The following is a 22,636-nucleotide window of genomic DNA, read 5'->3' as shown; positions in this document are numbered from 1 at the left end:
GCCGCGGCGCCCTTGTTTCGTTCTGTTCAGGGAAACGCCGGCACATTGGGCTCCAGCCCTTCGAAGTGGGCCTCCGGGTGCGTGCGCACCAGCAGTTGCTCGATTTCGGTAACGCGCGAGCGCGGCACGTCCACCATCAGCAGATACTGCCCATTCTTCAGCGCCGGCTGGAAGCGCTCCAGGCGCCGGCTCGGGGTGGAGCTGCCAATCATGCTGGACGACCAGGTGCCCAGCACCGCGCCCAGGCCGGCCATCGCGATCACCACGCCGGCCGGTGTATGAGCCCCCAGGTTGTAGGCGACCGCAACGCCGGCGGCGGCGCCCAAACCTGCGCCCAGCAGCAGCCCCGTCTGGGCCGCCTGCACCAGGTCCGAGGTCTGCAACACATTGGCCGCATGCAGGCCGGTCATGTCGACGCCCTCGCTGGCGACAAAGTGAATATGCTGCTCGGCAATGCGAGCCAAGAGCAATTCGTTCATGGTGCGGGTGGCGCTTTCCAGATTTGGCAGCAACCAGTAGATGCGTTTACGCATGATGGACTCCTTGCCCTTGGGCGGCGGACAGCGGTCCGCGAGTTGTGAACCCTGGACGCCCTCTGTTGTACGCCGGTCTTTGCCCAAGCTCAAGTCCGGCAAGCCTGCTCCGCTACAGTAGCGCCCTCGGCCCAAGCCGGCCTCAAACAACAGCACTCGCACCGCCATGTCGTCCAAGCGTTCCAGTAGTCCTTCACCGCGTCTGTCGCAATGGCTCGCCATCGCCGCCCTGATCGTCATCCTGGATCAGCTGACCAAGGTGCTGATACTGGCCAGCTTCCAGCTGCACGACAGCCACCATGTGACCGCCTTCTTCAATCTGGTCAGGGTTCACAACACGGGCGCGGCCTTCAATTTCCTGGCCGGTGCGGCCGGTTGGCAGCGCTGGTTCTTCGTCGCCCTGGGCGCCGCGGCCACCATCTTCATCGTCTGGATGCTGCGCCGCCACGGCCAGCAGGCGCTGTTCGCCTGGGCCTTGTCGCTGATCCTCGGCGGCGCCGTCGGCAATGTGCTCGACCGCTTGATGCACGGCTATGTGGTCGATTTCATCCAGCTGCACTGGGCGGGCTGGTATTTCCCGTCCTTCAACGTCGCCGACAGCGCCATCACCGTGGGCGCCGTCTTGCTCATCCTGGACGAATTGCGGCGCGTGCGTCGCGGCGGCTAGGGCAAATGCCGCTACACCTCAGCCGGGCCAGCGCATAGCCTTCCCGTCGAGGAGAGCCAATGGCCAGCAACGACAAACCCAATCAACCTGCCGATGAACCGTCCGCGCTCAGCATCAGCCTGAACACCCTGCGGTGGAGCCAGCCGCTGCACTGGTTGCGCCTGGGCTGGCGCGACTTCTGCCGTCAACCCGCCATCGGTCTGTTCTACGGGCTGTGCTTCATGGCGATGGGCTGGGGACTGTTAAAGGTCTACGAGCACGCGCCCGCATACACGCTGGCACTGTCGGCCGGCTTTCTGTTGATGGGTCCTTTCTTATGCATGGGGCTGTACCAGGTCAGCATGAGGCTGGAACGCGGCGAAGCACCGGGCTTCGTCGATTCGCTCGCCGCCTGGCACACGCGCACCGGCCAGATGGCCATCTTTGGCGGCGTGCTGCTGATTCTCGAGATGATCTGGGCGCGTGCCTCGCTGGTGATCTTCGCGGTGAGTTTTGATGGCATGCCCGACCTCTCTGGCTCGCTCACCAAGCTGATCGATCCCGAAAACCTCGGCTTCATCGTCGCCTATCTGTGCGTAGGCGCACTGTTCGCCGGTCTGATCTACGCGGTCAGTGTGATTTCGGTGCCGATGATTCTCGACAAACAGGTGGACGCGGTCACCGCCGGCCTGGTCAGCATGCGCCTGGTGCTGACGCAGACCGGCGTGATGCTGCTCTGGGGCGCCCTTATCACGCTGCTGGTGGTGCTGGCCATGCTGCCCTGGTTTGCCGGCCTGCTGGTGATGGGGCCGGTGCTGGGCCACGCCAGCTGGCATGCCTACCGCGCCACCGTCGCCAACTGAAAACTGCCGCGCGTGGGCTGGGGGCCACCGCGGCTCGGCCACAATGCGCCTTGCCATGAGATTGACCTTTACTTGCCTACTCGCACTGTGCTGCCACAGCCCTGCCCGGGCGGCCGCCGAGCCTCTTGATCTGACGGCCATCCCCTTCGAGAAGCTCACCCAGACCGAGGTCATCACCGCCTCCAAGCTGGCCAAGCAGGTGAGCGACTCGCCCTCGGCCGTCTCCATCGTCACGGCGGACGACATCCGCGCCTACGGCTACCGCACGTTGGCCGATGTCGTTAACGGCATGCGCGGCCTCTACACCACCTACGACCGCCGCTACGAGTATCTGGGCGGCCGCGGTTTCGGCGCGCCAGGCGACTACACCGGCCGCATCATGGTGCTGATCGACGGCACAGCCACCCAGGACAACATCTACAACCAGGCCTATATCGACAACTCCGGCCTGCTCGATCTGGAATTGATCGAGCGCGTCGAGTACGTGCCCGGCACCGGCTCGGTGAGCTACGGCAACAACGCCCTGCTGGGCATCATCAACATCATCAGCAAGCGCGGTGCCGACTTCGACGCCGCCCAACTCGCGGGCGAGCTGTCCAGCTACGGTGGCCGCAAGAGCCGCCTGACGCTGGGCCACCGTTTCGAGAACGGTGTGGACCTGCTGCTCTCCGCGTCCGGCCTGCACAGCGATGGGCAGACGCACTACTTCCCCTACTTCGACGCCATCGGCCTGCATGGCGGCCGCGCCGTCGGGCAGGATTTCGAATCGAACCGGCGCCTGTTCGCCAAGCTGGAATTCGAGGGCTTCAGCCTGCAGGCCGCCCATGTGAGCCGCACCAAGGCCTCGCCCCTGCCCAGGCGCCAGAACGCCTTCAACCTGCCCTACTACCTGGTGGACGAATCCACCAGCGTCAGCGCCAAGGTCGACTTCAATATCGGCCGCGATCTGAAGTCGGTATCGCGCCTGTACCTCGGCCGCTACGAGGACCGCACCTTCCGTCAGTACGTCGCCGTCGATCCGGACGAGCAGTTCCGCCGCAACCAGACCCTGGGCCAATGGTGGGGCCTGGATCAGAAATTTGCGCTCACCCGCTACCAGGGCCACACCCTGGTATTCGGTGCCGAGATCCGCGACGATTTCCGCCAGCGCATTGCCAGCGTCGGCCTGGACGATCACTATGTCGAGCGCATCGAGTACGACCGCCTGCCCTATACCAACAAGACCTACAGCCTCTACGCCACCGACGAGTTCGTCGTCAGCAAGACCCTCACCGCCAATCTCGGCGTGCGTTACGACAAGCCCCATGCGGTGGACTGCTCGATGGCGCCCTGCATCACCTACGCCAGCAAGCCAGCCTTCAGCCCGCGCCTGGCCTTTACCCTGATCGCCGGCCCCGACACCACGCTGAAGGCCTCCTACAGCCGCGCCTTTCGCCTGCCCAACCCCAACGAGATCAGTGCCTCCACGCAGTCCGACCTTTACCGCCCCGAGCGGGTCGGCGCGGCCGAACTGGTGTTGGAGCAGGACTGGTCGCCGACGCTGCGTTTCACCGGCTCGATCTACGACTACCGCCTGGGTGACCAGCGCTATCTGGCCTCAGCCACCGGCGGCGAGCAGCACGACGGCCGCAGCCGCACGCGCGGGCTGGAGATCCAGCTCGACCAACTCTGGGAGGGTGGCATCAAGCTGCGCGCCAGCGCGGCCTGGCAGGCCGCACGCGACCCCGAGGGCAAGCAACTGGTCAACTCACCGCGCGCCATGGCCAAGCTGAACCTGAGTGCGCCGCTGTGGGAGCGCGCCTGCCGGCTGGGCCTGGAGGCGCAATACCTGGGTCGGCGCATCACCCAGGAGTTGCGCGACGACGATGGCATCGTCACGCGCGAGGGGCGACCGCTGGCCGGCGCCAGCCTGCTCAACCTGACGCTGAGCTCGGCACAGGGCTGGCATGGGCTGAACTGGTCGATCGGCATCAAGAACGCATTGAACCAGCGCTACGAGGTGCCGGCCTCCACCGTGCGCAGCGACGGCCATGGCGCCGTGCTCGACACCATGGCCATGGACGGCCGCCACTTCTTCGTGCAACTCAGCTGGGACGCATGGCGATGAGAACGGCCCGCGCGCGCCTGCTGACGGCCGGCTCGCTGGCCCTGGCCCTGAGCTTGGCCACCAGCCAGCAGGCCGGCGCGCAGCAGGCCGGCGCCCAGGCCGTGCCCGAGTACGCGATGAAGGCCACCTATCTGTACAACTTCATGGTGTTCGCCGAGTGGCCCAATCAGGAGGCCCATGGCACACAGGACTCCCTGCAGCTCTGCGTGTTCGGGCCGGACAACTTCGGCGCCGCCCTGAACGCACTGGAGGGCAAGAGTGTGCATGGCCGCAAGCTGGCGGTGCAGCGCGCCAGCAGCCTGGCCAGCCTGCGGCGCTGCCATCTGCTGTTCGTCACCGAACGCGAGGCGCCAAATATGGCCGCAATCTTGCAAGTGCTGGGTGAGGCGCCGGTGCTGACCGTGGCAGACTCGCCGCTGGCCAGCGGCGCCGCCATCCTGCTTTCGCTCGACGGCCAGCGCCTGGTGTTCGACGTGAATCTCCAGCGCATCAAGAAGGCCGGCATCACGCTGTCTTCCAAGGTGCTGCAACTGGCGCGTTCTGCGAGCTAGTTCCCATGTTCAGCCTCTCCTCCCTTTTTAAGCGTCCGGGCAGCGAGCAGGGCTCCCTGGTCACCCGGCTGGAAAGCATTCTGGCGGCGACCATGGGCGCCGCCCTGCTGATCGCGTTGGTGCTGATCACCTCCAAGGAGTTGCTCACCCAGCGTGCCGCGCTCAGCGCAGGCGGGCAGGCCTGGCTCAACACCCTGGCCGTGCAAGCCACCTCGCCGCTGGCCTTCGACGATGCCAAGGCCGCACAGGAGTTCCTGCAGGCCGCCAGCATCTATCCGGGCCTGCAGGCCGCCTACATCCTGCGCAACGATGGCTCCACCCTGGCCAGCCACCTGGCCGCGTCGCAGCCCGCGCTGTCGGCGGCCGAGCTGGCACAGGCCAACAGCACGCCCTTCTTTGCCAGCGCCCTGCTGATTAGCACGCCGGTACGGCTGTCGGAGGACATGCTGGGCAGCGTGGTGGCGAAGATCGACCTCACGCGCATGTGGCGCTCGATCCTGCAGTTCGCCGTCTCGCTGATCGTTGCGCTGGGCGCGTCGGGGGTGGCGGCGGCGCTGGCGGCACGCAAATTCCTGCATCGCGCGCTTGCCCCCATCAAGGGCCTCAAGCAAGTGATGGACGACGTTTCGCATGGCCAGCGCTTTACGGTGCGCGCCGAGGTGGTGGCCAACGACGAGGTCGGGGCGCTCAGCACGGTGTTCAACAACATGCTGGACCAGATCATCAAGAGCGACGCCCAGTTGGCCGAGAACAATGCACGTCTGCGCGCGCTCAAGGACGCCGCCGAGCAGGCCTCCAATATGAAGAGCGAGTTCCTGGCGCTGATGAGCCATGAGCTGCGCACCCCGATGGCGGGCGTGCTGGGCATGCTCAAGCTGAGCCTGCGCGGCCAGATGGACGCCACGGTGCGCGAGCGCATCGAGCTGGCCAGCCAGAACGCCTCCGTGCTGCTGCAGCTGGTGAACGACCTGCTGGACGTCTCCAAGATCGAGGCCGGCAAACTCTCGCTCGAATGCGTGGACTTCGAGCTGCAGACCCTGCTCGGCGATGCCATGCGGCTGCTGCACGAGCGCGCCACCGAGAAGGGCATCGCGTTGAGCTGGCAGATCGACGCCGCCGTGCCGACCTATCTGCGCGGCGACCCCACGCGGCTGCGCCAGGTGCTCATCAACCTGGTGGGCAATGCCATCAAGTTCACCGAGCGTGGCGGCGTCACCGTCACGGTGCGCAATCTGCCGCCCGACGAGCGCTTGCCCGATGCGCCGCCACCCATCTACTTCGCGGTGCAGGACACCGGCATCGGCATCAGCGAAGCTGCCCAGCGCCGCATGTTCCAGAAATTCGAGCAGGCCGACATGTCGACCACGCGCAAATTCGGCGGCACCGGCCTGGGCCTGTCGATCTGCAAGCAGCTGGTCGAGCTGATGGGGGGCCAGATCGGCCTGCACAGCGTGCTCGACCAGGGCAGCATCTTCTTCTTCGAGCTGCCGCTGCCGGCCGGACAGCGCCCGGCCGAAACCAGCGCCCTGGCGATGGGCCGGCATGCCTACCGGCTGCATGCGCTGGTGGCCGAGGATGCCAGCACCAACCAGCTCATCATCAAGGCGTTGATGGAGGACATGGGCCACCAGGTCAGCGTGGTCGAGAATGGCGAGCAGGCCCTGGAGGCGCTGACAGGCCAGAGCTTCGACCTGATCCTGATGGACGGCCGTATGCCGGTGATGGATGGCCTGGAGGCCACCGCCCATATCCGTGCCGGCCACTGGGGTGAGCTGATTTTTGCGGAGCGCGACATCCCCATCGTCGCGCTTACCGCCGATGCCTCCGAACAGGACCGCGCCAAGTTCCTCGCCAGCGGCATGAACGATTTCCTCAGCAAGCCCGTCGACGAACTGGCCCTGCACCAGGTGCTGAGCCGCGTCATCGAACAGCGGCTGCGCGCCGGCCTGCCGATGAAGCCGCGCACCGACGACGCGCTGGGCGCGCTCGACAACTGGGCCGCCCAAGCCAGCCTGGATGTGGGCGCGGTGGCGGCGCCGCCCCCCGTACCGCTGCGTGCCAGCCAGGATGCCATGCAGCAGCGCGCGCGCAGTGTGCAGGCGCAAATGCTGCGGGCCTTCCGCGAGCAGGCGCCGCTGCGCCTGCAGGAGATCGCGGCCGCGGCCGCGGCGGCCGACTGGAACAGCGCCGCCATCGTCGCGCACGGCATCAAGGGCTGTCTGGCCTATATTGAGCCCAAGGGCCGCGCCTACCAGCTGAGCGACCAGCTCGAACGCATGGCCGACCGCGGCGAGGTGGCCGAGTTCGACACGCACTTGCAGGCGCTGCAGCTCGCACTCGCCAACACCGTGATGAACAAAGACGCAGGGAGCGGCGCATGAAGATTCTGGTGGTCGATGACGACATGATTTCGCGCATGGCGCTGGTCGATGTCATCAACGCTTGCGGCAACTACCGCATCGTCGAGGTGGCCAGCGGCGACGAAGCCTGGCAGCAGATCAGCGGCCCCGGCGTGCCGCCGATGCTGGTGTGCTGCGACATCCGCATGCCGGGCATGTCGGGTATCGAGCTGCTCAAGAAGGTGCGCGCCACCCCGGCCAGCCAGGACATGCCTTTCGTGTTGATCTCGATGGCCAACGACGCCGACACCATCAAGGAAGCGATTCAGTTCGGCGTGACCGGCTACATCGTCAAGCCCTTCAGCCAGAAGGACGCGCGCGAACGCCTCAGCAAGGCGCTGGCGCTGTCGGGCAGCAAGGTGATGGAAAGGCCCGCCGACACCATGGCCAGGCTCAAGTTCGAACCCGACCGCTATCGCGCCTACCTCACCACCATGCAGCGCCAAGTGGCGCAGCTGATCGGTGAAATCGCTGCCATCTCGAACAGCGAGGCACTGCGACCGATACGCGAGAAGATGGCGGTGCTGCAGACCGGCTGCGCGCCGCTGGGCCTGTGGCGGGCGGCTGCCCTGCTGCAGAAGTTCTCGGCCGAGGGCTCGGCCAGCGCCGACATGCTGGACAGCCTGGACGAGCTGCAACAGCAACTCCATCACCAGTTGTTCGCAATCGACTGAGCGTTGGCGCGCCGACGCAGGCCACAATGCGCGCTGATGAGATCCGTTCCCCCCGCCCCATGCTCGATTTTTCCAGCTTGACGCATTACGACTGGCTCGACGTCCCCATGTGGGTGTACGACCTCGAGCGCCAGCGCAATCTGTGGGCCAACGCCGCCGCCCTGAGCTTTTGGCGCGCCGAGAGCGCCGAGGAATTCCTCTCGCGCGACCATACCGACACCAATGCCGCGGTGCGCGAGCGCCTGGCCGTGACCGCCGCCGACCATGCCCAGGGCAAGATCGTGCGCGAGCAATGGACGCTCTATCCCAAGGGTCAGCCCACCACCGTGATGCTGACCTCGCGCGGCATCCGCACCCCCGACCGCCGCCAGGTCATGCTGTTCGCCGCCGACTCGCTGCCCGCCGGCAGCGACAAGTCGATGCTGCGCGGCGTCGAGGCGCTGCAGCACACCTCGGTGCGCATCGCCATGTTCTCCCTGCGCGACGGCAGCGCCCTGATGCGCAACCCGGCCGCGGCGATCTGCTTCGCCGCTCTGCCCAAGGCCGCCGGCGTGAGCGACTTTGCCGCCATCTTCCCGGACCCCGAACTGGCCAGGCGCATCTACGCCCAGGTGCAGCGCGGCCAGACCTTTGCCGCCGATCTGGAGCTCAACACCAGCTCGGGCCGGCGCTGGCATGGCGTGGATGCGCGGCCGATGCGCGACCCGGTGACCGGCGATCTGGTGATGCAGCTGAATGCGCGCGACATCGCCGACCTCAAGGCCAGCCAGGCCGCGCTGGAGGCCGCGCGCGAGGCCGCCGAGGCGGCCAGCCAGGCCAAGAGCAGCTTCCTGGCCAATATGAGCCACGAGATCCGCACGCCCATGAACGGCGTGCTGGGCCTCACCGAGCTGGTGCTGCAGACCGAGCTGAGCGAGCGCCAGCGCAAATTCATCGAGCTGGCCCATGGCTCGGCCAAGGGCCTGATGGTGATCATCAACGACCTGCTGGACGTGGCCAAGATCGAGGCCGGGCGCGTGCATATCGACGACGCCGAGTTCTCGCTGCACGACTGCCTGCGCGAGTCCCTGCACCCGCTCTTGCTGCAGGCGCATGAGAAGGGCATCCAGCTGCATGCGCGCGTGCAGCCGGGCGTGCCCCAGCATCTGCGCGGCGATGCGCTGCGCCTGCGCCAGGTGCTGGTGAACCTGGTGGGCAATGCGCTCAAGTTCACCGAGCGCGGCGAGGTGCGCGTCGAGGTGCAGCTGATCGCCGAGGACGATGCGCCCGCCAATTCACCCATCGATGGGCCGGCGCCGCTGCGCTTCTCGGTGCACGACACCGGCATCGGCATGACGCGCGACCAGATCGCCCATGTGTTTGCGCCCTTCACCCAGGCGGACGGCAGCATCACGCGCCGCTACGGTGGCACCGGCCTGGGCCTGACCATCGTGCAGCGCCTGGTCAATCTGATGGGCGGATCGGTCAGCGTCGAAAGCCAGCCCGGCACCGGCTCCTGCTTCAGCTTCGAGCTGCGGCTGCCGCGCGCCATCAGCGCGGCGCCCGCGCCGGCAGATTCAGACCAACAGCACGCCTGAGCCCGTGGTGCTGCGGGCCTCGAGCTCGCGGTGCGCCCGCGCCACCTCGGCCAGCGGGTAGCGCTGGTCGACATGGATGCGCACCGCGCCGCTCCGCACCACCTCGAAGAGTTCGTCGGCCATCGCCTGGCTGCGCTCGCGCGTGGCCAGGTGGGTGAACAGCGTGGGCCGCGTCAGGTAGAGCGAGCCCTTGGCCGCCAGCGTGCCCAGCGCCACCGGCGGCACCACGCCCGAGGCATTGCCGAAGCTGACCATCAGGCCGAAGGGAGTCAGGCAGTCGAGCGAGCCGGCCCAGGTGTCGGCGCCCACCGAGTCGTACACCACCTTGACGCCGCGCCCCTCGGTGATCTCGCGCACCCGCTCCGCGAAATCCTCGCGCCGGTAGTTGATGACATGGGTGGCGCCGGCGTCCAGCGCGAGCCGGCATTTTTCCTCGCTGCCAGCGGTGCCGATCAGGCGCAGGCCCAGCAGGCGCGCCCATTGGCAGGCGATCAGGCCGACGCCACCGGCGGCCGCATGGAAGAGCACGAAGTCGCCCGCCTGCAGACCGCCCTGCGGCAGCGTACGGCGCAGCAGGTACTGGGCGGTCAGGCCCTTGAGCATCATGCCGGCGCCGGTCTCGAAGGAGATCTCGTCCGGCAAGCGCACCACGCAGCGCGCCGGCATCACGCGCGCCGTGGCATAGGCACCGGGCGGCTGGCTGGCATAGGCGGCGCGGTCGCCCGGCTTGAGGTGGGTAACGCCCTCGCCCACCGCCTCCACAAAGCCCGCCGCCTCCATGCCGATGCCGGCGGGCATGGGCAGCGGGTAGACGCCGTTGCGGTGGTAGACGTCGATGTAGTTGAGCCCCACCGCCACATGGCGGATGCGCAGCTCGCCCGGCCCGGGCTCGCCCACCTGCACCGGCAGCAGCTGCAGCTGTTCCGGGCCACCCGGCTGTTGTATGCGCACCGCGAGATCGCTCATCGAGAACTCCTGCTGATATGGCCAAGGGAATTCCGCTATCGTGCCAGCCTTTGCCCTTCAGTGCCCGCCCACGCCATGCAGCTCACGCCGCGCCTCGCACTCCTGCTCACGCTGCCGCCGCTGCTGTGGGCCGGCAACGCCGTGGTCGGACGCCTGATGGCCACCAGCGTGCCGCCGCTGAGCCTAAATGCAATGCGCTGGGCGCTCGCCTTCGTGCTGCTGCTGCCGCTGGCGCGCGGCCTGTTCGCCAGGCTCGAGCAGGTGCGCGCGCGCTGGCGCTATCTGGCCCTCACCGGCCTGCTGGGCATGGGCTGCTACAACGCGCTGCAGTACCAGGCCCTGCACAGTTCCAGCGCACTCAATGTGACCCTGATCGCGGCCAGCCTGCCGGTCTGGATGCTGGCGGTGGGCGCGCTGGGCTTCAAGGTCCATCCGACGCGCCGGCAGCTGCTGGGCGCCCTGCTCTCGCTGGCCGGCGTGGCCCTGGTGATCGCGCGTGGCCGGCTCGCCAGCCTGGGCGAGATCCAGTTCGTCGCCGGCGATCTGCTGATGCTGCTGGCGATCTTCAGCTGGGCCATCTACAGCTGGCTGCTGGCACGCCCGCCCGTACATTTGCGGGGCGCCACCCGGCCGGACTGGAACTGGGCCGAGATGCTGATGGCGCAGCTGCTGTTCGGCCTGCCCTTCGCCGCCGGCATGGCGGGCGTGGAACAGGCGCTCGGCAGCCAGCCCATCGCCTGGGGGTCAGGTCTTGCGCTGACGCTGGCCTATGTGGCGCTGGGCCCCTCGTTGATCGCCTACCGCTGCTGGGGCCTGGGCGTGGCGCAGGGCGGGCCAGCGCTGGCCGCCTTCTTCAACAACCTCACGCCGGTGTTCGCCGCGCTGATGTCGGCCGCGCTGCTGCGCGAATGGCCGCAGTGGTACCACGGCCTGGCCTTTGTGCTGATCGCCGCCGGGATTGTGGTCAGCGCACCCCGCCCACCAAGGTCCGCTGCACCCAGCCGCTGAAGTTGGCGGCGTCGATCTGCACGAAGCCGTTCTTGACCTCGCCGGTAGCAATCAGCTCGTCGCTCTTTTGCAGCGTCGCCACCACCTTGGACTCGCGCGAGGGCTCGGCATAGAGCTTCACATTCGCGATCTTGGCCATCAGCACCTGACCGGGCTGCTGGGGTGCCTCGGCGCGCGTGGAGGCGGCGGCATTGGCATCGCCCGATGCGCTGCCGCTCTTGATGAGCTGCGGCTGCTCGCGCACCACCAGCACGATCTTGTTGTAGTTGTCGAGAAAGCTGGCCGCCACCATCTTGCCCTCGGGCGTGCTGGTATAGCCGCCCAGCGCCCCCAGTGCGCCGCCGCCGAAACCCCAGCCGCCGACGCCGAATTCGGTCTTGGTGGCCTTGCCCTCGGCGGCGGCTACCTGGATGCTTGAGCGCACATCGGCCACCAGCAGGCTGGTGGAGGCCTCCTTGAACTTGAGGCCGCCGGCGATCGCACCCAGCACGCCCAGCTTGCCGAACAGCGCTCCGCCGACCCCGCCGGTGGTCGAGCTGCCGATCTGCACATTCGGGGTCATGACGAAATCGGCCGCCTGCATCTGGCCCTTGCCGACATTGGATTCCTGGCGCAGCTCGCCGCCCTGGGCCAGCGCGCGCTCCTGCTGGATGTTCTGCATCGCCTGGCCGCGCTCCACGACATCGAAGCAACCCGATTGCTGGATCATCATGCGCAGCAAGGCGGCGGGCGATCCCAGCCCGTATTGCGAGAGGTAGTTCCAGCCATGCTGCGGCTCGGCCACCGCCATCACGCCGAGCTTGCGCTGGCATTTCTCGACCGTCGAGCCGGGCTCCTCGGCCCAGGCCGGCGCCGCCAGCAAGGCGGCGCTGAGCAGGGCCAGCACCTGACGTTGGTGCAGGCGCTGCTGCACATGGTTCTTGTTGTTCATCGCAAACTTTCCCTGGTTATGGCCCAACGATTGTGCCAAAGGCGCATGCCGCCAGATCAAAAAGTGCCGGGGTAGGCGCCGCCGTCGAGCAGGATGTTCTGGCCGGTCAGATAGCCGGCCTGCACACTGCAGAGCATGGCGCAGAGCGCGCCGAACTCGGCCGCCTGGCCGAGGCGCTGCGCCGGAATCGCGGCGGCGCGCTGGGCCATCACCTGCTCCAGGGTCTGGCCGGTCTTGGCGGCGGCCGCGGCCATGGTCTTGCCCAGGCGCTCGGTGTCGAAGGCGCCCGGCAGCAGGTTGTTGATGGTGACGTTGCGCCCCGCCAGCCGAGGCTGGCGCGCCAGGCCGGCCACGAAGCCGGTGAGGCCCGAGCGTGCGCCGTTCGACAGGCCCAGGGTATCGATCGGCGCTTTCACCGCGCCCGAGGTGATGTTGACGATGCGGCCGAAACCGCGCTCGGCCATCGCATCCACCGTCGCCTTGATGAGCTCGATCGGCGTAAGCATGTTCGCGTCCAGCGCGGCCAGCCAGGCGGCACGGTCCCAGTCGCGGAAATCGCCGGGCGGCGGGCCGCCGGCGTTGTTGATGAGGATGTCCACCTGCGGGCAGGCCGCCAGCGCCGCGGCGCGGCCGGCCTCGGTGGCGATGTCGCCCGCCACCGCGCGCACCTGCACGGCCGGGTGCAGCGCGCGCAGCTCGGCGGCGGTGGCCTGCAGCGCCGCGTCGCCGCGCGCGGTGATCACCACGTTCACGCCCTCGCCCGCCAGGCTCAGCGCGCAGGCGCGGCCCAGCCCCTTGCTGGAGGCGCACACCAGCGCCCAGCGGCCCTGCAATCCCAGATCCATTGCCTTACCTCCAACGTGCCAGCAGCCAGACGCCGGCAATCACCAAGACCGAACCCAGCGCCACCCAGGGCGTGAAGGGCTCGCCCAGCACCACCACGCCCATCAGTATCGTGGACATCGGGCCGATCATGCCGGTCTGCGCCGCCAGCGAGGCGCCCAGGCGCTCGATCGCCATCATCACCATCAGCACCGGCGCGAAGGTGCAGGCGGTGGCGTTCAGCAGCGACAGCCAGATCACCGCCGGCGCCACCTCCAGCAACCCCTGCAGCGGGCGCAGCAGCAGAAATTGCGCGATGCATAGCAGGCAGGCCACCGTGGTGGCCAGGCCGGTAAGGCGCAGCGAACCCAGGCGTTGCACCTCCTCACCGCTGAAGACCAGGTAGACCGCATAGCTGAGCGCGCTGCCGAACACCAGCGCCGCGCCCAGCCAGACATGGCCGCCCTGCAGCTGCAGCTCCTGGCCGAACACCAGCAACACGCCCGAGTAGCTCAGGCCCAGCGCCAGCAACTGCCGGCCGCTGACGCGGCGCTTGAAGATCAGCCAGCCCAGGCCCAGCACCAGGGTCGGGTTGAGGTAGAGAATGAGGCGCTCGAAACTCGCGCTCACATAGGCCAGGCCGGCAAAGTCCAGAAAGCTCGCCAGGTAGTAGCCGCTGAAGCCCAGGCCCAGGATGACACGCCAGTCGCGCCGCGTCAGCGCCGGCTTGCCGCGCCCCGCCCACCAGGCCAGCGCCAGGAACAGCGGCAGCGCGAACAGCATGCGCAGCATGATCAGGGTGACCGCATCCACGCCGTGACGGTAGGCCAGCTTGACGATGATGGCCTTGCCCGAAAAGGCCACCGCGCCCATCGAGGCCAGGGCGAGGCCGGGGCCCAGGGCGGGTTTGGATGTCATCCGGCCATTCTAGGAAGCGTTCGCGCAGCCCGCGCTTCGCCAAGCAGCAAGCTCAGCTTGTCTGCGGCAGCGGCGCGGCGGCGGTGAGCAGCTTCTCCATCAGCTCGCGTACGCTGCGGATCTGCTCACCGAAAGGCAGACTGCCGGCACCGCGGAAGAACAGACCCTTCTTGAGGTCGCCGCGCAGCGCGGCGGCGAGCTGGTTGTCGATGCAGAACTGGCCCCAGTCCTTCAGCCCGTCGCGCAGGCCGCATTGCGCCAGGCAGTCAAACGCCTTGGTGCAGCGGCTCTTCACATGCGCCACCGCCTGCAGCTTCTGCTCGATCTTCAGATAGGCCTTCAGCCAAGGCGTGCCCACGGCGCGCGCCGGCAGGCCGGCCACGCTGGTGAACTCCAGCAGGTCCTCGTCGCGCGCCTCGGCCAGCACGCGCTTGAAGTCGGGGTGGGCGTCGGCCTCCTCGGTGACCGCAAACGGCGTGCCCAGCTGCACGCCGGCCGCGCCCAGCGCCTGCAGGCGCGCAATGTCCTCGAAGCTGCGCACGCCGCCGGCGGCGATGAGCGGAATCCGCCCGGCCAGGCCGGCACGCTCGAAGAACTCCAGGCATTCGGGGATGGCGCGTTCGAAGTCGAAGCGCCCGTCCTGCAGATCGCTGATGCGCGCCGCGCCCAGATGACCGCCGGCCAGGCGCGGGTGTTCGATCACGATGGCATCGGGCAGGCGCTTCTTGCGCTCCCACTTCTTGACGATCAGCTGCACGCCGCGTGCATCGCTGAGGATGGGCATCAGCAAGGTGTCGGGATGGTCCTGGGCCAGCTCGGGCAGGTCCAGCGGCAGGCCCGCACCCACCACCACCGCGTCGATGCCGGCCTCCAGCGCCTTGCGCACCGAGGCGGCGTATTCGCTCACCGCCCTCATCACGTTCAGCGCCACCAGGCCGCGGCCGGCCGAGCGCGCGCGCGCACCGGCGATCTCGCGGCCCAGGGCCTCCAGATTCGCCGCGTTGATGACGCGCTTGGCCTCCTCGCCGGCATGGTGGCCCTCGGTGCGGGCCATCAGGTCGGGATGGTGGCGGCGCAGGTCCACCGAGCTCAGCGTGCCCATGCCGCCCTCGGCCGCCACCGCGCCGGCCAGGCGCTGCGCGCTCACGCCCACCCCCATGCCGCCCTGCACGATGGGCAGCAAGGCGCGGCCGCGCAGCATCAGCGGCTTGAGCCCGCTGCGTTCAAACAAGGCGCCCAGCTCGGGGGCAACGAAGGGAAGATTCATGGCGCGCTCGCATCTGCGAAAAGGGGCAGGAACGCGATGCTGAGGGGCCGTGATCCGTGACGTATTGACGCATATCAGGCTCGGTTTCATCTTTTGCAACTCGGCCGCCTCAAGTGCGGCCCGAGGCTTCCGATACAGGCCCCAGCACCGCCCGCACGAGGCGGATTGAAGAATGAATGTGCGCACAAGGGAGCCGCCACGGCAGCCAGCCGGCTGCCTCTATGCAGGGCCATGGCGCATTTGCATAGTCGGGGAAGCAGGAATCAGAGCATGAGGTATCAAGACAGCATCGCACGCAGCGCCGAGTACTTGCGCACCGCCTTGCCCATGATGTCGCGCCAGCGCGCCGCCCTCCATCCGGTCAGCTACGCCGTGTGGTACGAATTCGTCAGCGGCAGCAACCCGGCGCTGGCCCAGGCCCTGCAGGAACTGACCCAGGGCAATCGCCCGCTCGACGAGACGCAGACCTGGGAGCTCTACCGCAGCCATATCGCCGAGCTCGATACCGAGAGCGCCACCCGACTGAGCGAGGGCCTGGGCAATGTGCTGGGCCAGATCGCCCACAGCGCCGAACTCGCCGAAGACCAGACCCAGGCCTTCGGTCGCTCGCTGGGGCGCTGGAACGAACAGCTGCGCAGCGCCGCGCCGGGCCAGCACACCCAGGTGCTGGCCGAGCTGATGGCCGGCACCCAGGACATGCAGTCCACCATGAAGGCGCTGCGCGCGCGCCTGCATGCCAGCCAGTCGGAGATCGAACACCTGCGCCACGAGGTCGAGCGCACGCGCGGCGAGGTGCTGCTGGACGCCCTCACCGGCCTGGCCAATCGCCGCGCCTTCGAGCAGCGCCTGAATGAATGCGCGCAGAGTGAGCATGCCGGCAGCCCGGTGGCGCCCTGCCTGCTGCTCAGCGACATCGATGGCTTTCGCCAGCTCAACGAACGCTACGGCCTGGACTTCGGCGATCAGGTGCTGCGCAGCGTGGCGCGCGTGCTGCAGCGCTGCGCGCAGAGCCATCATCTGGTGGCGCGCGTGGGCGGCGAGGAGTTTGCCCTGCTGATGCCCGAGGCCGGCCTGCACGAGGCGCTGATGCTGGCCGAGCAGCTGCGCGAGGGCATGGCCGGCACCGGCATCGCCACCGACAGCCAGGGTCCAGCACGCGTGACGCTCTCGCTGGGCGTGACCCAGCTGGGCCAGGGCGAGGCGCCGAGCGCCTTTCTGGCGCGCGCCGACCTGGCGCTGCAGGCTTCCAAGCGCGGCGGCCGCAACCGCGTCACGGTGCTGTCGGCACAGGAATCGCTGTCCGCCTAAGCGTGTTGCATGCGGGGCAAGACCCGGCACCCGGGCGCTTGGGCCCCTGGTTTTGTGTGGATAATCGCGCCACATCCCGCCTGCTGCCAAGCGGCCGGAGCCTGGGAGACGACATTCAAGCAAAGGCCTGCAAGTGCCCATGAATCTGCCGCTGATCAATCAGTCCCTGCGCCTTGCGGTGGTGATGGCCCTGCTGGTGGGCCTGTTGCTGCCCACCGCCGTGGTGCTGGTCTACGAGCAGCAGCTCACGCGCGACACCGCCATGGAGGACCTCAAGCGCGACCTCGCACGCGCCTCCGAGGTGCTGGCGCTCTCGCTGGCCGAACCGATCTGGCAAGTCTCGCCCGACCTGGCCGAACCAATGGTGAACGCCCAGCTCGACGACCCGCGCTTTGTCTCGGTGCTGGTGACGGAGAGCTCGGCCCAGCAGGCCTTTCTGGAGCTGCCCAAGGAAAAACGCGTGGTCAGCGACCCCGCACTGACGCTGTCCGACACCCGCGCCGTGGTGCGCGACGGTCGGGAGATCGCCAAGCTGACGGTGGTGATGAGCGCCGAACCGCTGCTGGAGCGCAAGCGCGAGGACATGCTGCGCACGCTCTTGCGCAGCGGCCTGACGCTGACGCTTTCGCTGGGCCTCATCATGATCCTGATCCAGCGCCGTGTGCTGCATCCGATGGACCGGCTCAGCCGAACCGCCGACGAATTGGCCGCCGGCCATCTGGAGAAGCCGCTGGAGCTGGGTGGCGAGGACGAGATCGCGCGCGTCGGCAAGGCCATGGAGCGCATGCGCCAGGCGCTCTTGAAGGCCTTCGAGGAGCTGCGTGGCCATGCCAACACCCTGGAAGACCAGGTGGCGCAGCGCACCGCCGAGCTGACCCAGGCCAATAGCGAGCTGACCCAGGCCCTGGGCAACCTCAAGACCGCACAGCGCGAGCTGGTGGAGTCCGAGAAACTGGCCTCGCTGGGCCGGCTGGTGGCGGGCGTGGCGCATGAGCTGAATACGCCGCTGGGCAATGCGATGACGGTGGTCTCGGCGCTGGAAGACCGTTGGGCCAGGCTGGACCAGATGCTCAGCGACAACACACCGATGCGCCGCAGCCTGCTGGAAGATCTGGTGAAGGACACGCGGCGCGGCCAGGACATCCTGCAGCGCAATGTGCAGAAGGCCGCCGACCTGGTGCGCGACTTCAAGCAGGTGGCGATCGACCAGACCACCGATTCGCGCCGCGAGTTCGACCTTGCCCAGGTGGTGGAGGACGTGATCGTGATGGTCGAGCCCAGCTTCAAGCACACACCCTTCCAGATCGTCACCGACCTGGAAAGCGGCATCGCGATGAGCAGCTACCCCGGTGCGCTCGGCCAGGTGCTGACCAATCTGCTGATGAATGCGCTGGTGCATGGCTTCGAGGGTCGCGACGCGGGCCAGGTGCGGGTGCGCTGCCAGCGCATCGAAGGCACCGACCAGGTCGAGCTGGTGGTGAGCGACAACGGCCGTGGCATGGATGCCTCGGTGGCGCGCCGCATCTTCGACCCCTTCTTCACCACCAAGCTCGGCAAGGGCGGCTCGGGCCTGGGCATGCACATCGTGCACAACATCGTCACCAATGTGCTGGGCGGCTCGATCGAGGTGATCTCCAACCTCGGCCAGGGCGCCACCATGCTGATGCGCATACCCCTGGTGGCCCCCGAGCGCAGCGGCGATACCGACAACGCGATCCTGTAGCCTGCTAGCTCCAGGGCGGCTGCAGCGCCGCCATGCCCCAGACGCGATAGGCCCAGAAGCTCTCGTCGTCCATGCGACGGCGCAATTCCTCGGGCGAGAAACCGGTCACGCGCCGGGTCTGGCGGCATAGATGCGACTGATCCGCATAGCCGGCCTGCTCGGCCACATCGGCCCAGCTCCAGTCATCGCGCTGGGTGGCCAACACCGCTTCGAAGAAGGCGCGCTCCGACCTGCCCATGCCGCGCAACTCGCGCAGCGGCTGTCCGGTCCACTGCTTGATGCGCCGCTCGATCTGGCGCACGCTGCGGCCCAGCGCCGAGGTGGCGGCGCGCAATGCCAGGCCCTGGCTCCAGTCCTCGATGCGATGCACGCCGGCCGACACTGCGGGCCGCGCACGCTGCCACCAGCCGTCCAGCCGACGCTCCAGCAGGTCGATCCGTGCGGCGTCGTCGCCGGCCTCGTGCACCTCGCGGCAGAGCTGCCACCAGGGCACATCCAGCACCTCGCGCGCCGGCGCCACGCGATTGACCCAGGCGGCCGGCGCGATGCCGGTGAGCGCCTCCAGCGCGTCGGGGCGCAGCATCAGCTTCATCAGATGCACCGGGCCGGCGCTCCAGCTCGCCACTGGCCGCGTCCACGGGCCGGCGAACACCACCTCCGACGGCATGGGCCGGCGCGGCCCCTCCTCCCGGCCGCCCGGCGGCTGTTCGAACAGCTCGACCTGGCCCTCAAAAATCCAGGTGATGCTACACATCGGCGTGCAGGGGAAGTAGCTGCGGCGCTGCTGATCGTCCAGCTGCAGCCCGCGCGTGTCGCGCAGCAAGAGGGCCTGCACGCAATGGCTCAGCGACAGACGCGGCAGCAGCAGCTGGGCGTGCTCGCGACGGCGGGTGGGCGAGGCTGGGGCATGCATGATGGGCGGCAGTATAGAAAGAACCGGGGTGTCGCAAAGCTTCAAGACAAGCCGCCTGTGCCTGGCCTAGCATGCGCTGACTGCTCCTACCGGCGCTCCCTGCCCCGTTCATGACCCTGCCTTTCCCCCATGTGCTGCTGGCCACCTCGGGCACCGGCGGCGATCTGCTGCCCTTTGTGCGCCTGGGCCAGCTGCTGCAGGCCCGCGGCCACAGCGTCAGCCTGTTTGCCCCCAGCCTGCACGAGGCCAGCCTGCGCGCCAGCGGCCTGCCCTACAAGCTCTTTGGCGCGGCCGAAGAGGACCAGGCCCTGCTCGACAACCCCCAGCTATGGCACGAGCGCGAGGGCTTTGGCGTGATCCTGCGCAGCCTGATGCCGCGCCTGCTGGCGCTGCGCCAGCATGTGCTGGAGCTGCCCGGCGCGCGGCCCTGCGCGCTGGTCTGCCACCCCATCCTGTTGCCGGGCGCGGACCTGGCACGCGCGGCGCGCGCCGATGTGCGGGTGATAGGGCTGGAGCTGGCACCGTCCAATCTGCGCACCGTTCACGATCCGCTCATGGTGGGCGCGCAAGCCATCCCCGGCTGGCTGCCGATATGGGCGCGGCGCGCCATGTGGGGCCTGCTGGACCGCATCTGGGTGGACCCGCACATCCTGCCGGCACTTAACGCCGAGCGTGCGCGGCTGGGCCTGCCGGCCGTGGCGCATTTCCTGGCTCATATGCAAGCCAGCTGCGACGCCGCGCTGACACTCTTCCCGGACTGGTTTGCGCCGGCGCTTGCTGACTGGCCCGGCAATCTGGTGCATGGCGACTTTCTGCTGGGCAGCCATTCTGAGGGCGCGGTGCTGGCACCGGCCTTGCAGCAGTTTCTCGCCGCGGGTGATGCACCCATTGCCTTCACGCCAGGCACGGGCAACCGCCATGCCGCAGCGTTCTTTGCCGCCGCCCTGCAGGCCCTGCAGCGCCTGGGCCGCCGCGGGCTCTTCATCAGCACCCATGCCGAGCAGATACCGCAGCCGCTACCGTCCGAGGTGATGTGCTTGCCGCAAGCCCCCTTCGAGGCCTTGCTGCCAAGGCTGGCAGCGGTGGTGCACCATGGTGGCATAGGCACCATGGCCGAGGCCCTGCGCGCCGGCACTCCGCAGCTGGTGGTACCCAGCGGCTTTGACCAGTTCGACAACGGCGCGCGCGCACACCGGCTGGGCGTGGCCGAGGTGCTGCCCGCCACGCGCGTGAACGCACGCCGCCTGCAAGGGCAGCTGAGCCGCCTGCTGGACGCGCCCGATCGCGCCGAACGCTGCCGCAGCGCGGCAGCCCGCTTTGCGCCCGGCGCAGGCAACGCGGTGGCGGCAGAGCGCTTGGAGGCGCTGCTGGCGCGCACCTAATGGATCACCAGCACAGGCAGGCGTGACTTGGCCAGCACCGCCTTGGTGTGCGATCCGAACAGCCATTCGCCCAGGCGGCTGCGGCCATGGGTGGCCATCACGATAAGGTCGCAAGCCTGCTCGCGCGCGGCGTCGACGATGGCCTGATCGACATCGTCGGAGCGTCGCTGCAGCCCCTGGAAGACCACGCCGGCCTCGCGCGCCGCGGCCTCGAACTCGCCGAGCACCTTCTCCGCATGGGCGTCGGTGTAGGCGCGGTGCTGATCGGCGGCGAGCTGGTAATTGCTGGGATGCATGCCCACCGCGGGCAGCACCGGCAGCGATTCGCACACCAGGCCGCTGACTTGCGCGCCCAGCGCCTTGGCCAGGGCCAGCGCGGCCTGCACCGCATGCTGCGACAGCTCGCTGCCGTCGACGGGGACCAGAAGATGCTTGTACATGGCGGACCTCCTGAAGCGGGAGCTTAGCCCGGTTCAGCGGCGCGGCGCCCAGGCGTCGTCGATCTCGTTGAACAGCGCGCCCGGATCGGCGGCGCGGTAGGGGCCGGTGCCGCTGTGCTCGGAGGTGGACGCCGGCACAAAAGCGCCGAGGTTGACGTCGAACACATGCACCTCGCCGGCCTCGATCACATAGTGCCAGCCATGCAGGGCGATGCGCCCCTGCTCGACGCGTGCGCGCACCATCGGGTATTCCATCAGGCGCTCCAGTTGCAGCACCACCGAGCGCTGCTCGGTGCGGCGCAGCGCCTCGTCGCTGAGCTGCACCGGCAGCACGGCCTCGCGCCCCATGTCCAGCCAGGCGCGCAGATTGGTGGCCTCGGTCGGCACCTCGCCGTAGAGCGCGCGGATGCCGCCGCAATGGCTGTGGCCGCACACGATGATGTGCTGCACCTCGAGCGCCAGCACCGCGTACTCGATCGCCGCGGCCGTGCCATGGTGGCCGGCCGAGCCGTCGTAGGGCGGCACAAAGGCCGCCACATTGCGCACCAGGAACAGCTCGCCCGGACCCGCGCCGGTGAGCATATAGGGCACCACGCGCGAATCCGAGCAGCCGATGAAGAGCGTGGTGGGATGCTGCCCCTGCTCGACCAGATCCTTGAACTGGGCCTGGTATTGCGGGAAGAAGTCGGTGTTGAAGCGACGCAGTCGGGACAGCAGTTCGTCGGGCATGGCCGGTTTATTGCAGCAAGGGTGAGTCGGCAGCTTCCAACTCTATGCCTTCCAGCACCGCCTCGCCGGCCAGCAGGTTCAGGTACTGGCGCAGGGCCGTCACATAGGCCTGCTGCCTGAGCGTCTGTGCGATCGCCGCGGCCACCGCCTCGAAGGGCTGGGCCACGCCGGGCTCGCGGGCCTGCACGCGCACGATATGAAAGCCGAAACGCGTGCTAACCAGGCGCGGCAGCACGCCCACATGGGCGCTGGCCTCGTCCTGTGCGAACAGGGCCGCGCTGAACTCGGGCACGCAGTCGCCGCGCGCGAGCCAGCCCAGTTCGCCGCCGTCGGCGCCGCTGGGGCAGTTGGAGGTCTCGCCGGCAGCGGCCGCAAAGGCCGCCTGGTCTTCGCAGCGCAGGCGCACCAGCAGGCCTTCGGCGCGCTGGCGCAGCGCGTCCACATCCACGCCGGGCGTGACGGCAAACAGGATATGGCTGGCCTGCACGCGCTCGCCCTGAGCGAAGCGCGCGGCATGGGCCTCGAAGTAGCGCCGGCAGGCCGCCTCGTCGGGCTCGGGGATGCGGATCTCGCGCTCCAGCAGGGCCTCGATGGCGGCCGAGGCGGTTTCGCTCAGCACCCCATCCACGCCGGGCAGATCGCCCACGGCCAAGAGGCCCTGGCGCTGCGCGGCCTGGCGCAGCAGCTCGCTATAGGCGCGCTGGCGCAACTGCTCCAGGTCGGGGCTCTCGCCCTCGCCCTGCAGCGGCACGCCATTCACCATCGGCAGGGCGACCCGAGGGTCGGCCTGCAGCTCAGGCGTCGGCGCCGCCTTGGCGCCGCCACAGCCGCAGCTGCCGCCACCACATCCTTGTGATCCAGACATCGTGGTCTCCGTTT

Annotated in this window: 21 protein-coding genes; 11 read left to right on the top strand and 10 right to left on the bottom strand. The window is 68.4% G+C overall.

Annotation, left to right across the window (positions count from 1 at the left end; all coding sequences use genetic code 11):
- Positions 1 to 26 precede the first annotated feature (26 nt).
- Positions 27 to 533, bottom strand: coding sequence for a DUF1269 domain-containing protein (locus WG898_RS07060; RefSeq protein WP_339602047.1), 507 nt, complete (start codon positions 531 to 533; stop codon positions 27 to 29).
- Between the two features lie 166 nt (positions 534 to 699).
- On the opposite strand from WG898_RS07060, the gene lspA reads away from it, so the two are divergent.
- The 7 genes from lspA to WG898_RS07025 are packed head-to-tail and all read left to right on the top strand — an operon-like array spanning position 700 to position 9,350.
- Positions 700 to 1,200 (top strand): signal peptidase II, encoded by a 501-nt coding sequence (gene lspA, locus WG898_RS07055; RefSeq protein ID WP_339602046.1) that lies wholly within the window; start codon positions 700 to 702, stop codon positions 1,198 to 1,200.
- A gap of 59 nt (positions 1,201 to 1,259) precedes the next feature.
- On the top strand, positions 1,260 to 2,042 hold the full coding sequence (locus tag WG898_RS07050) for a DUF2189 domain-containing protein (RefSeq protein ID WP_339602045.1): 783 nt from the start codon (positions 1,260 to 1,262) through the stop codon (positions 2,040 to 2,042).
- A gap of 55 nt (positions 2,043 to 2,097) precedes the next feature.
- Positions 2,098 to 4,149, top strand: a complete 2,052-nt coding sequence (locus WG898_RS07045; RefSeq protein WP_339602044.1) for a TonB-dependent receptor plug domain-containing protein — start codon at positions 2,098 to 2,100, stop codon at positions 4,147 to 4,149.
- Positions 4,146 to 4,700 (top strand): YfiR family protein, encoded by a 555-nt coding sequence (locus WG898_RS07040; RefSeq protein WP_339602043.1) that lies wholly within the window; start codon positions 4,146 to 4,148, stop codon positions 4,698 to 4,700. Before WG898_RS07045 ends, WG898_RS07040 begins: the two co-directional genes overlap by 4 nt.
- Positions 4,701 to 4,705: 5 nt before the next feature.
- The gene (locus WG898_RS07035) at positions 4,706 to 7,081 is read left to right on the top strand and encodes an ATP-binding protein (protein WP_339602042.1); all 2,376 of its coding nucleotides are present in this window, start codon (positions 4,706 to 4,708) and stop codon (positions 7,079 to 7,081) included.
- A complete protein-coding gene (locus WG898_RS07030; RefSeq protein ID WP_339602041.1) occupies positions 7,078 to 7,773 on the top strand; it encodes a response regulator in 696 nt (231 codons plus the stop codon). The genes WG898_RS07035 and WG898_RS07030 overlap by 4 nt, the downstream gene beginning before the upstream one ends.
- Before the next feature lie 59 nt (positions 7,774 to 7,832).
- Positions 7,833 to 9,350 (top strand): hybrid sensor histidine kinase/response regulator, encoded by a 1,518-nt coding sequence (locus WG898_RS07025; RefSeq protein WP_339602040.1) that lies wholly within the window; start codon positions 7,833 to 7,835, stop codon positions 9,348 to 9,350.
- Here WG898_RS07025 and WG898_RS07020 read toward each other — a convergent pair.
- Positions 9,330 to 10,316, bottom strand: a complete 987-nt coding sequence (locus tag WG898_RS07020; RefSeq protein WP_339602039.1) for a quinone oxidoreductase family protein — start codon at positions 10,314 to 10,316, stop codon at positions 9,330 to 9,332. The genes WG898_RS07025 and WG898_RS07020 overlap by 21 nt on opposite strands.
- A 75-nt stretch (positions 10,317 to 10,391) precedes the next feature.
- Here WG898_RS07020 and WG898_RS07015 point away from each other — a divergent pair, with 75 nt between their 5' ends.
- On the top strand, positions 10,392 to 11,324 hold the full coding sequence (locus tag WG898_RS07015; protein ID WP_339602258.1) for a DMT family transporter: 933 nt from the start codon (positions 10,392 to 10,394) through the stop codon (positions 11,322 to 11,324).
- Here WG898_RS07015 and WG898_RS07010 read toward each other — a convergent pair.
- Genes WG898_RS07010 through WG898_RS06995 form a run of 4 tightly spaced genes read right to left on the bottom strand, consistent with a single transcriptional unit; the run spans position 11,281 to position 15,262 of the window.
- Positions 11,281 to 12,255: a CsgG/HfaB family protein gene (locus WG898_RS07010; protein WP_339602038.1), complete on the bottom strand. Its 975-nt coding sequence runs from the start codon at positions 12,253 to 12,255 to the stop codon at positions 11,281 to 11,283. The two genes, WG898_RS07015 and WG898_RS07010, sit on opposite strands and share 44 nt — an antisense overlap.
- Positions 12,256 to 12,311: 56 nt before the next feature.
- On the bottom strand, positions 12,312 to 13,100 hold the full coding sequence (locus tag WG898_RS07005; RefSeq protein ID WP_339602037.1) for an SDR family oxidoreductase: 789 nt from the start codon (positions 13,098 to 13,100) through the stop codon (positions 12,312 to 12,314).
- Positions 13,101 to 13,104: 4 nt separating this feature from the next.
- Positions 13,105 to 13,995: a DMT family transporter gene (locus WG898_RS07000; RefSeq protein ID WP_339602036.1), complete on the bottom strand. Its 891-nt coding sequence runs from the start codon at positions 13,993 to 13,995 to the stop codon at positions 13,105 to 13,107.
- Between the two features lie 52 nt (positions 13,996 to 14,047).
- Positions 14,048 to 15,262 (bottom strand): NAD(P)H-dependent flavin oxidoreductase, encoded by a 1,215-nt coding sequence (locus WG898_RS06995; protein WP_444718918.1) that lies wholly within the window; start codon positions 15,260 to 15,262, stop codon positions 14,048 to 14,050.
- A gap of 270 nt (positions 15,263 to 15,532) precedes the next feature.
- On the opposite strand from WG898_RS06995, the gene WG898_RS06990 reads away from it, so the two are divergent.
- Complete coding sequence (locus tag WG898_RS06990) at positions 15,533 to 16,570, top strand: GGDEF domain-containing protein (RefSeq protein WP_339602035.1); 1,038 nt, start codon at positions 15,533 to 15,535, stop codon at positions 16,568 to 16,570.
- Between the two features lie 139 nt (positions 16,571 to 16,709).
- Positions 16,710 to 18,293 (top strand): sensor histidine kinase, encoded by a 1,584-nt coding sequence (locus tag WG898_RS06985; RefSeq protein WP_339602034.1) that lies wholly within the window; start codon positions 16,710 to 16,712, stop codon positions 18,291 to 18,293.
- Positions 18,294 to 18,297: 4 nt separating this feature from the next.
- Here the strand turns inward: WG898_RS06985 and WG898_RS06980 are convergent, their stop codons facing one another.
- On the bottom strand, positions 18,298 to 19,206 hold the full coding sequence (locus WG898_RS06980; RefSeq protein ID WP_339602033.1) for an AraC family transcriptional regulator: 909 nt from the start codon (positions 19,204 to 19,206) through the stop codon (positions 18,298 to 18,300).
- 110 nt (positions 19,207 to 19,316) lie between these two features.
- Between WG898_RS06980 and WG898_RS06975 the strand changes: the two genes are divergently transcribed.
- A complete protein-coding gene (locus tag WG898_RS06975; protein ID WP_339602032.1) occupies positions 19,317 to 20,588 on the top strand; it encodes a glycosyltransferase in 1,272 nt (423 codons plus the stop codon).
- Here WG898_RS06975 and WG898_RS06970 read toward each other — a convergent pair.
- Genes WG898_RS06970 through WG898_RS06960 form a run of 3 tightly spaced genes read right to left on the bottom strand, consistent with a single transcriptional unit; the run spans position 20,585 to position 22,622 of the window.
- Positions 20,585 to 21,028 (bottom strand): universal stress protein, encoded by a 444-nt coding sequence (locus tag WG898_RS06970; RefSeq protein WP_339602031.1) that lies wholly within the window; start codon positions 21,026 to 21,028, stop codon positions 20,585 to 20,587. The genes WG898_RS06975 and WG898_RS06970 overlap by 4 nt on opposite strands.
- Before the next feature lie 33 nt (positions 21,029 to 21,061).
- Positions 21,062 to 21,757 (bottom strand): carbonic anhydrase, encoded by a 696-nt coding sequence (locus WG898_RS06965; RefSeq protein WP_339602030.1) that lies wholly within the window; start codon positions 21,755 to 21,757, stop codon positions 21,062 to 21,064.
- A 7-nt stretch (positions 21,758 to 21,764) separates the two neighbouring features.
- Entirely contained in the window at positions 21,765 to 22,622 is an 858-nt protein-coding gene (locus WG898_RS06960) for a peptidylprolyl isomerase (RefSeq protein ID WP_339602029.1), read from the bottom strand.
- Positions 22,623 to 22,636: the final 14 nt, after the last annotated feature.

It is taken from the genome of Paucibacter soli, assembly GCF_037482845.1.
In the GTDB taxonomy this organism is placed as follows: domain Bacteria; phylum Pseudomonadota; class Gammaproteobacteria; order Burkholderiales; family Burkholderiaceae_C; genus Paucibacter_B; species Paucibacter_B soli.
Note: the sequence above shows the minus strand (reverse complement) of the source record. Positions and strands in the feature narration are given on the sequence as shown.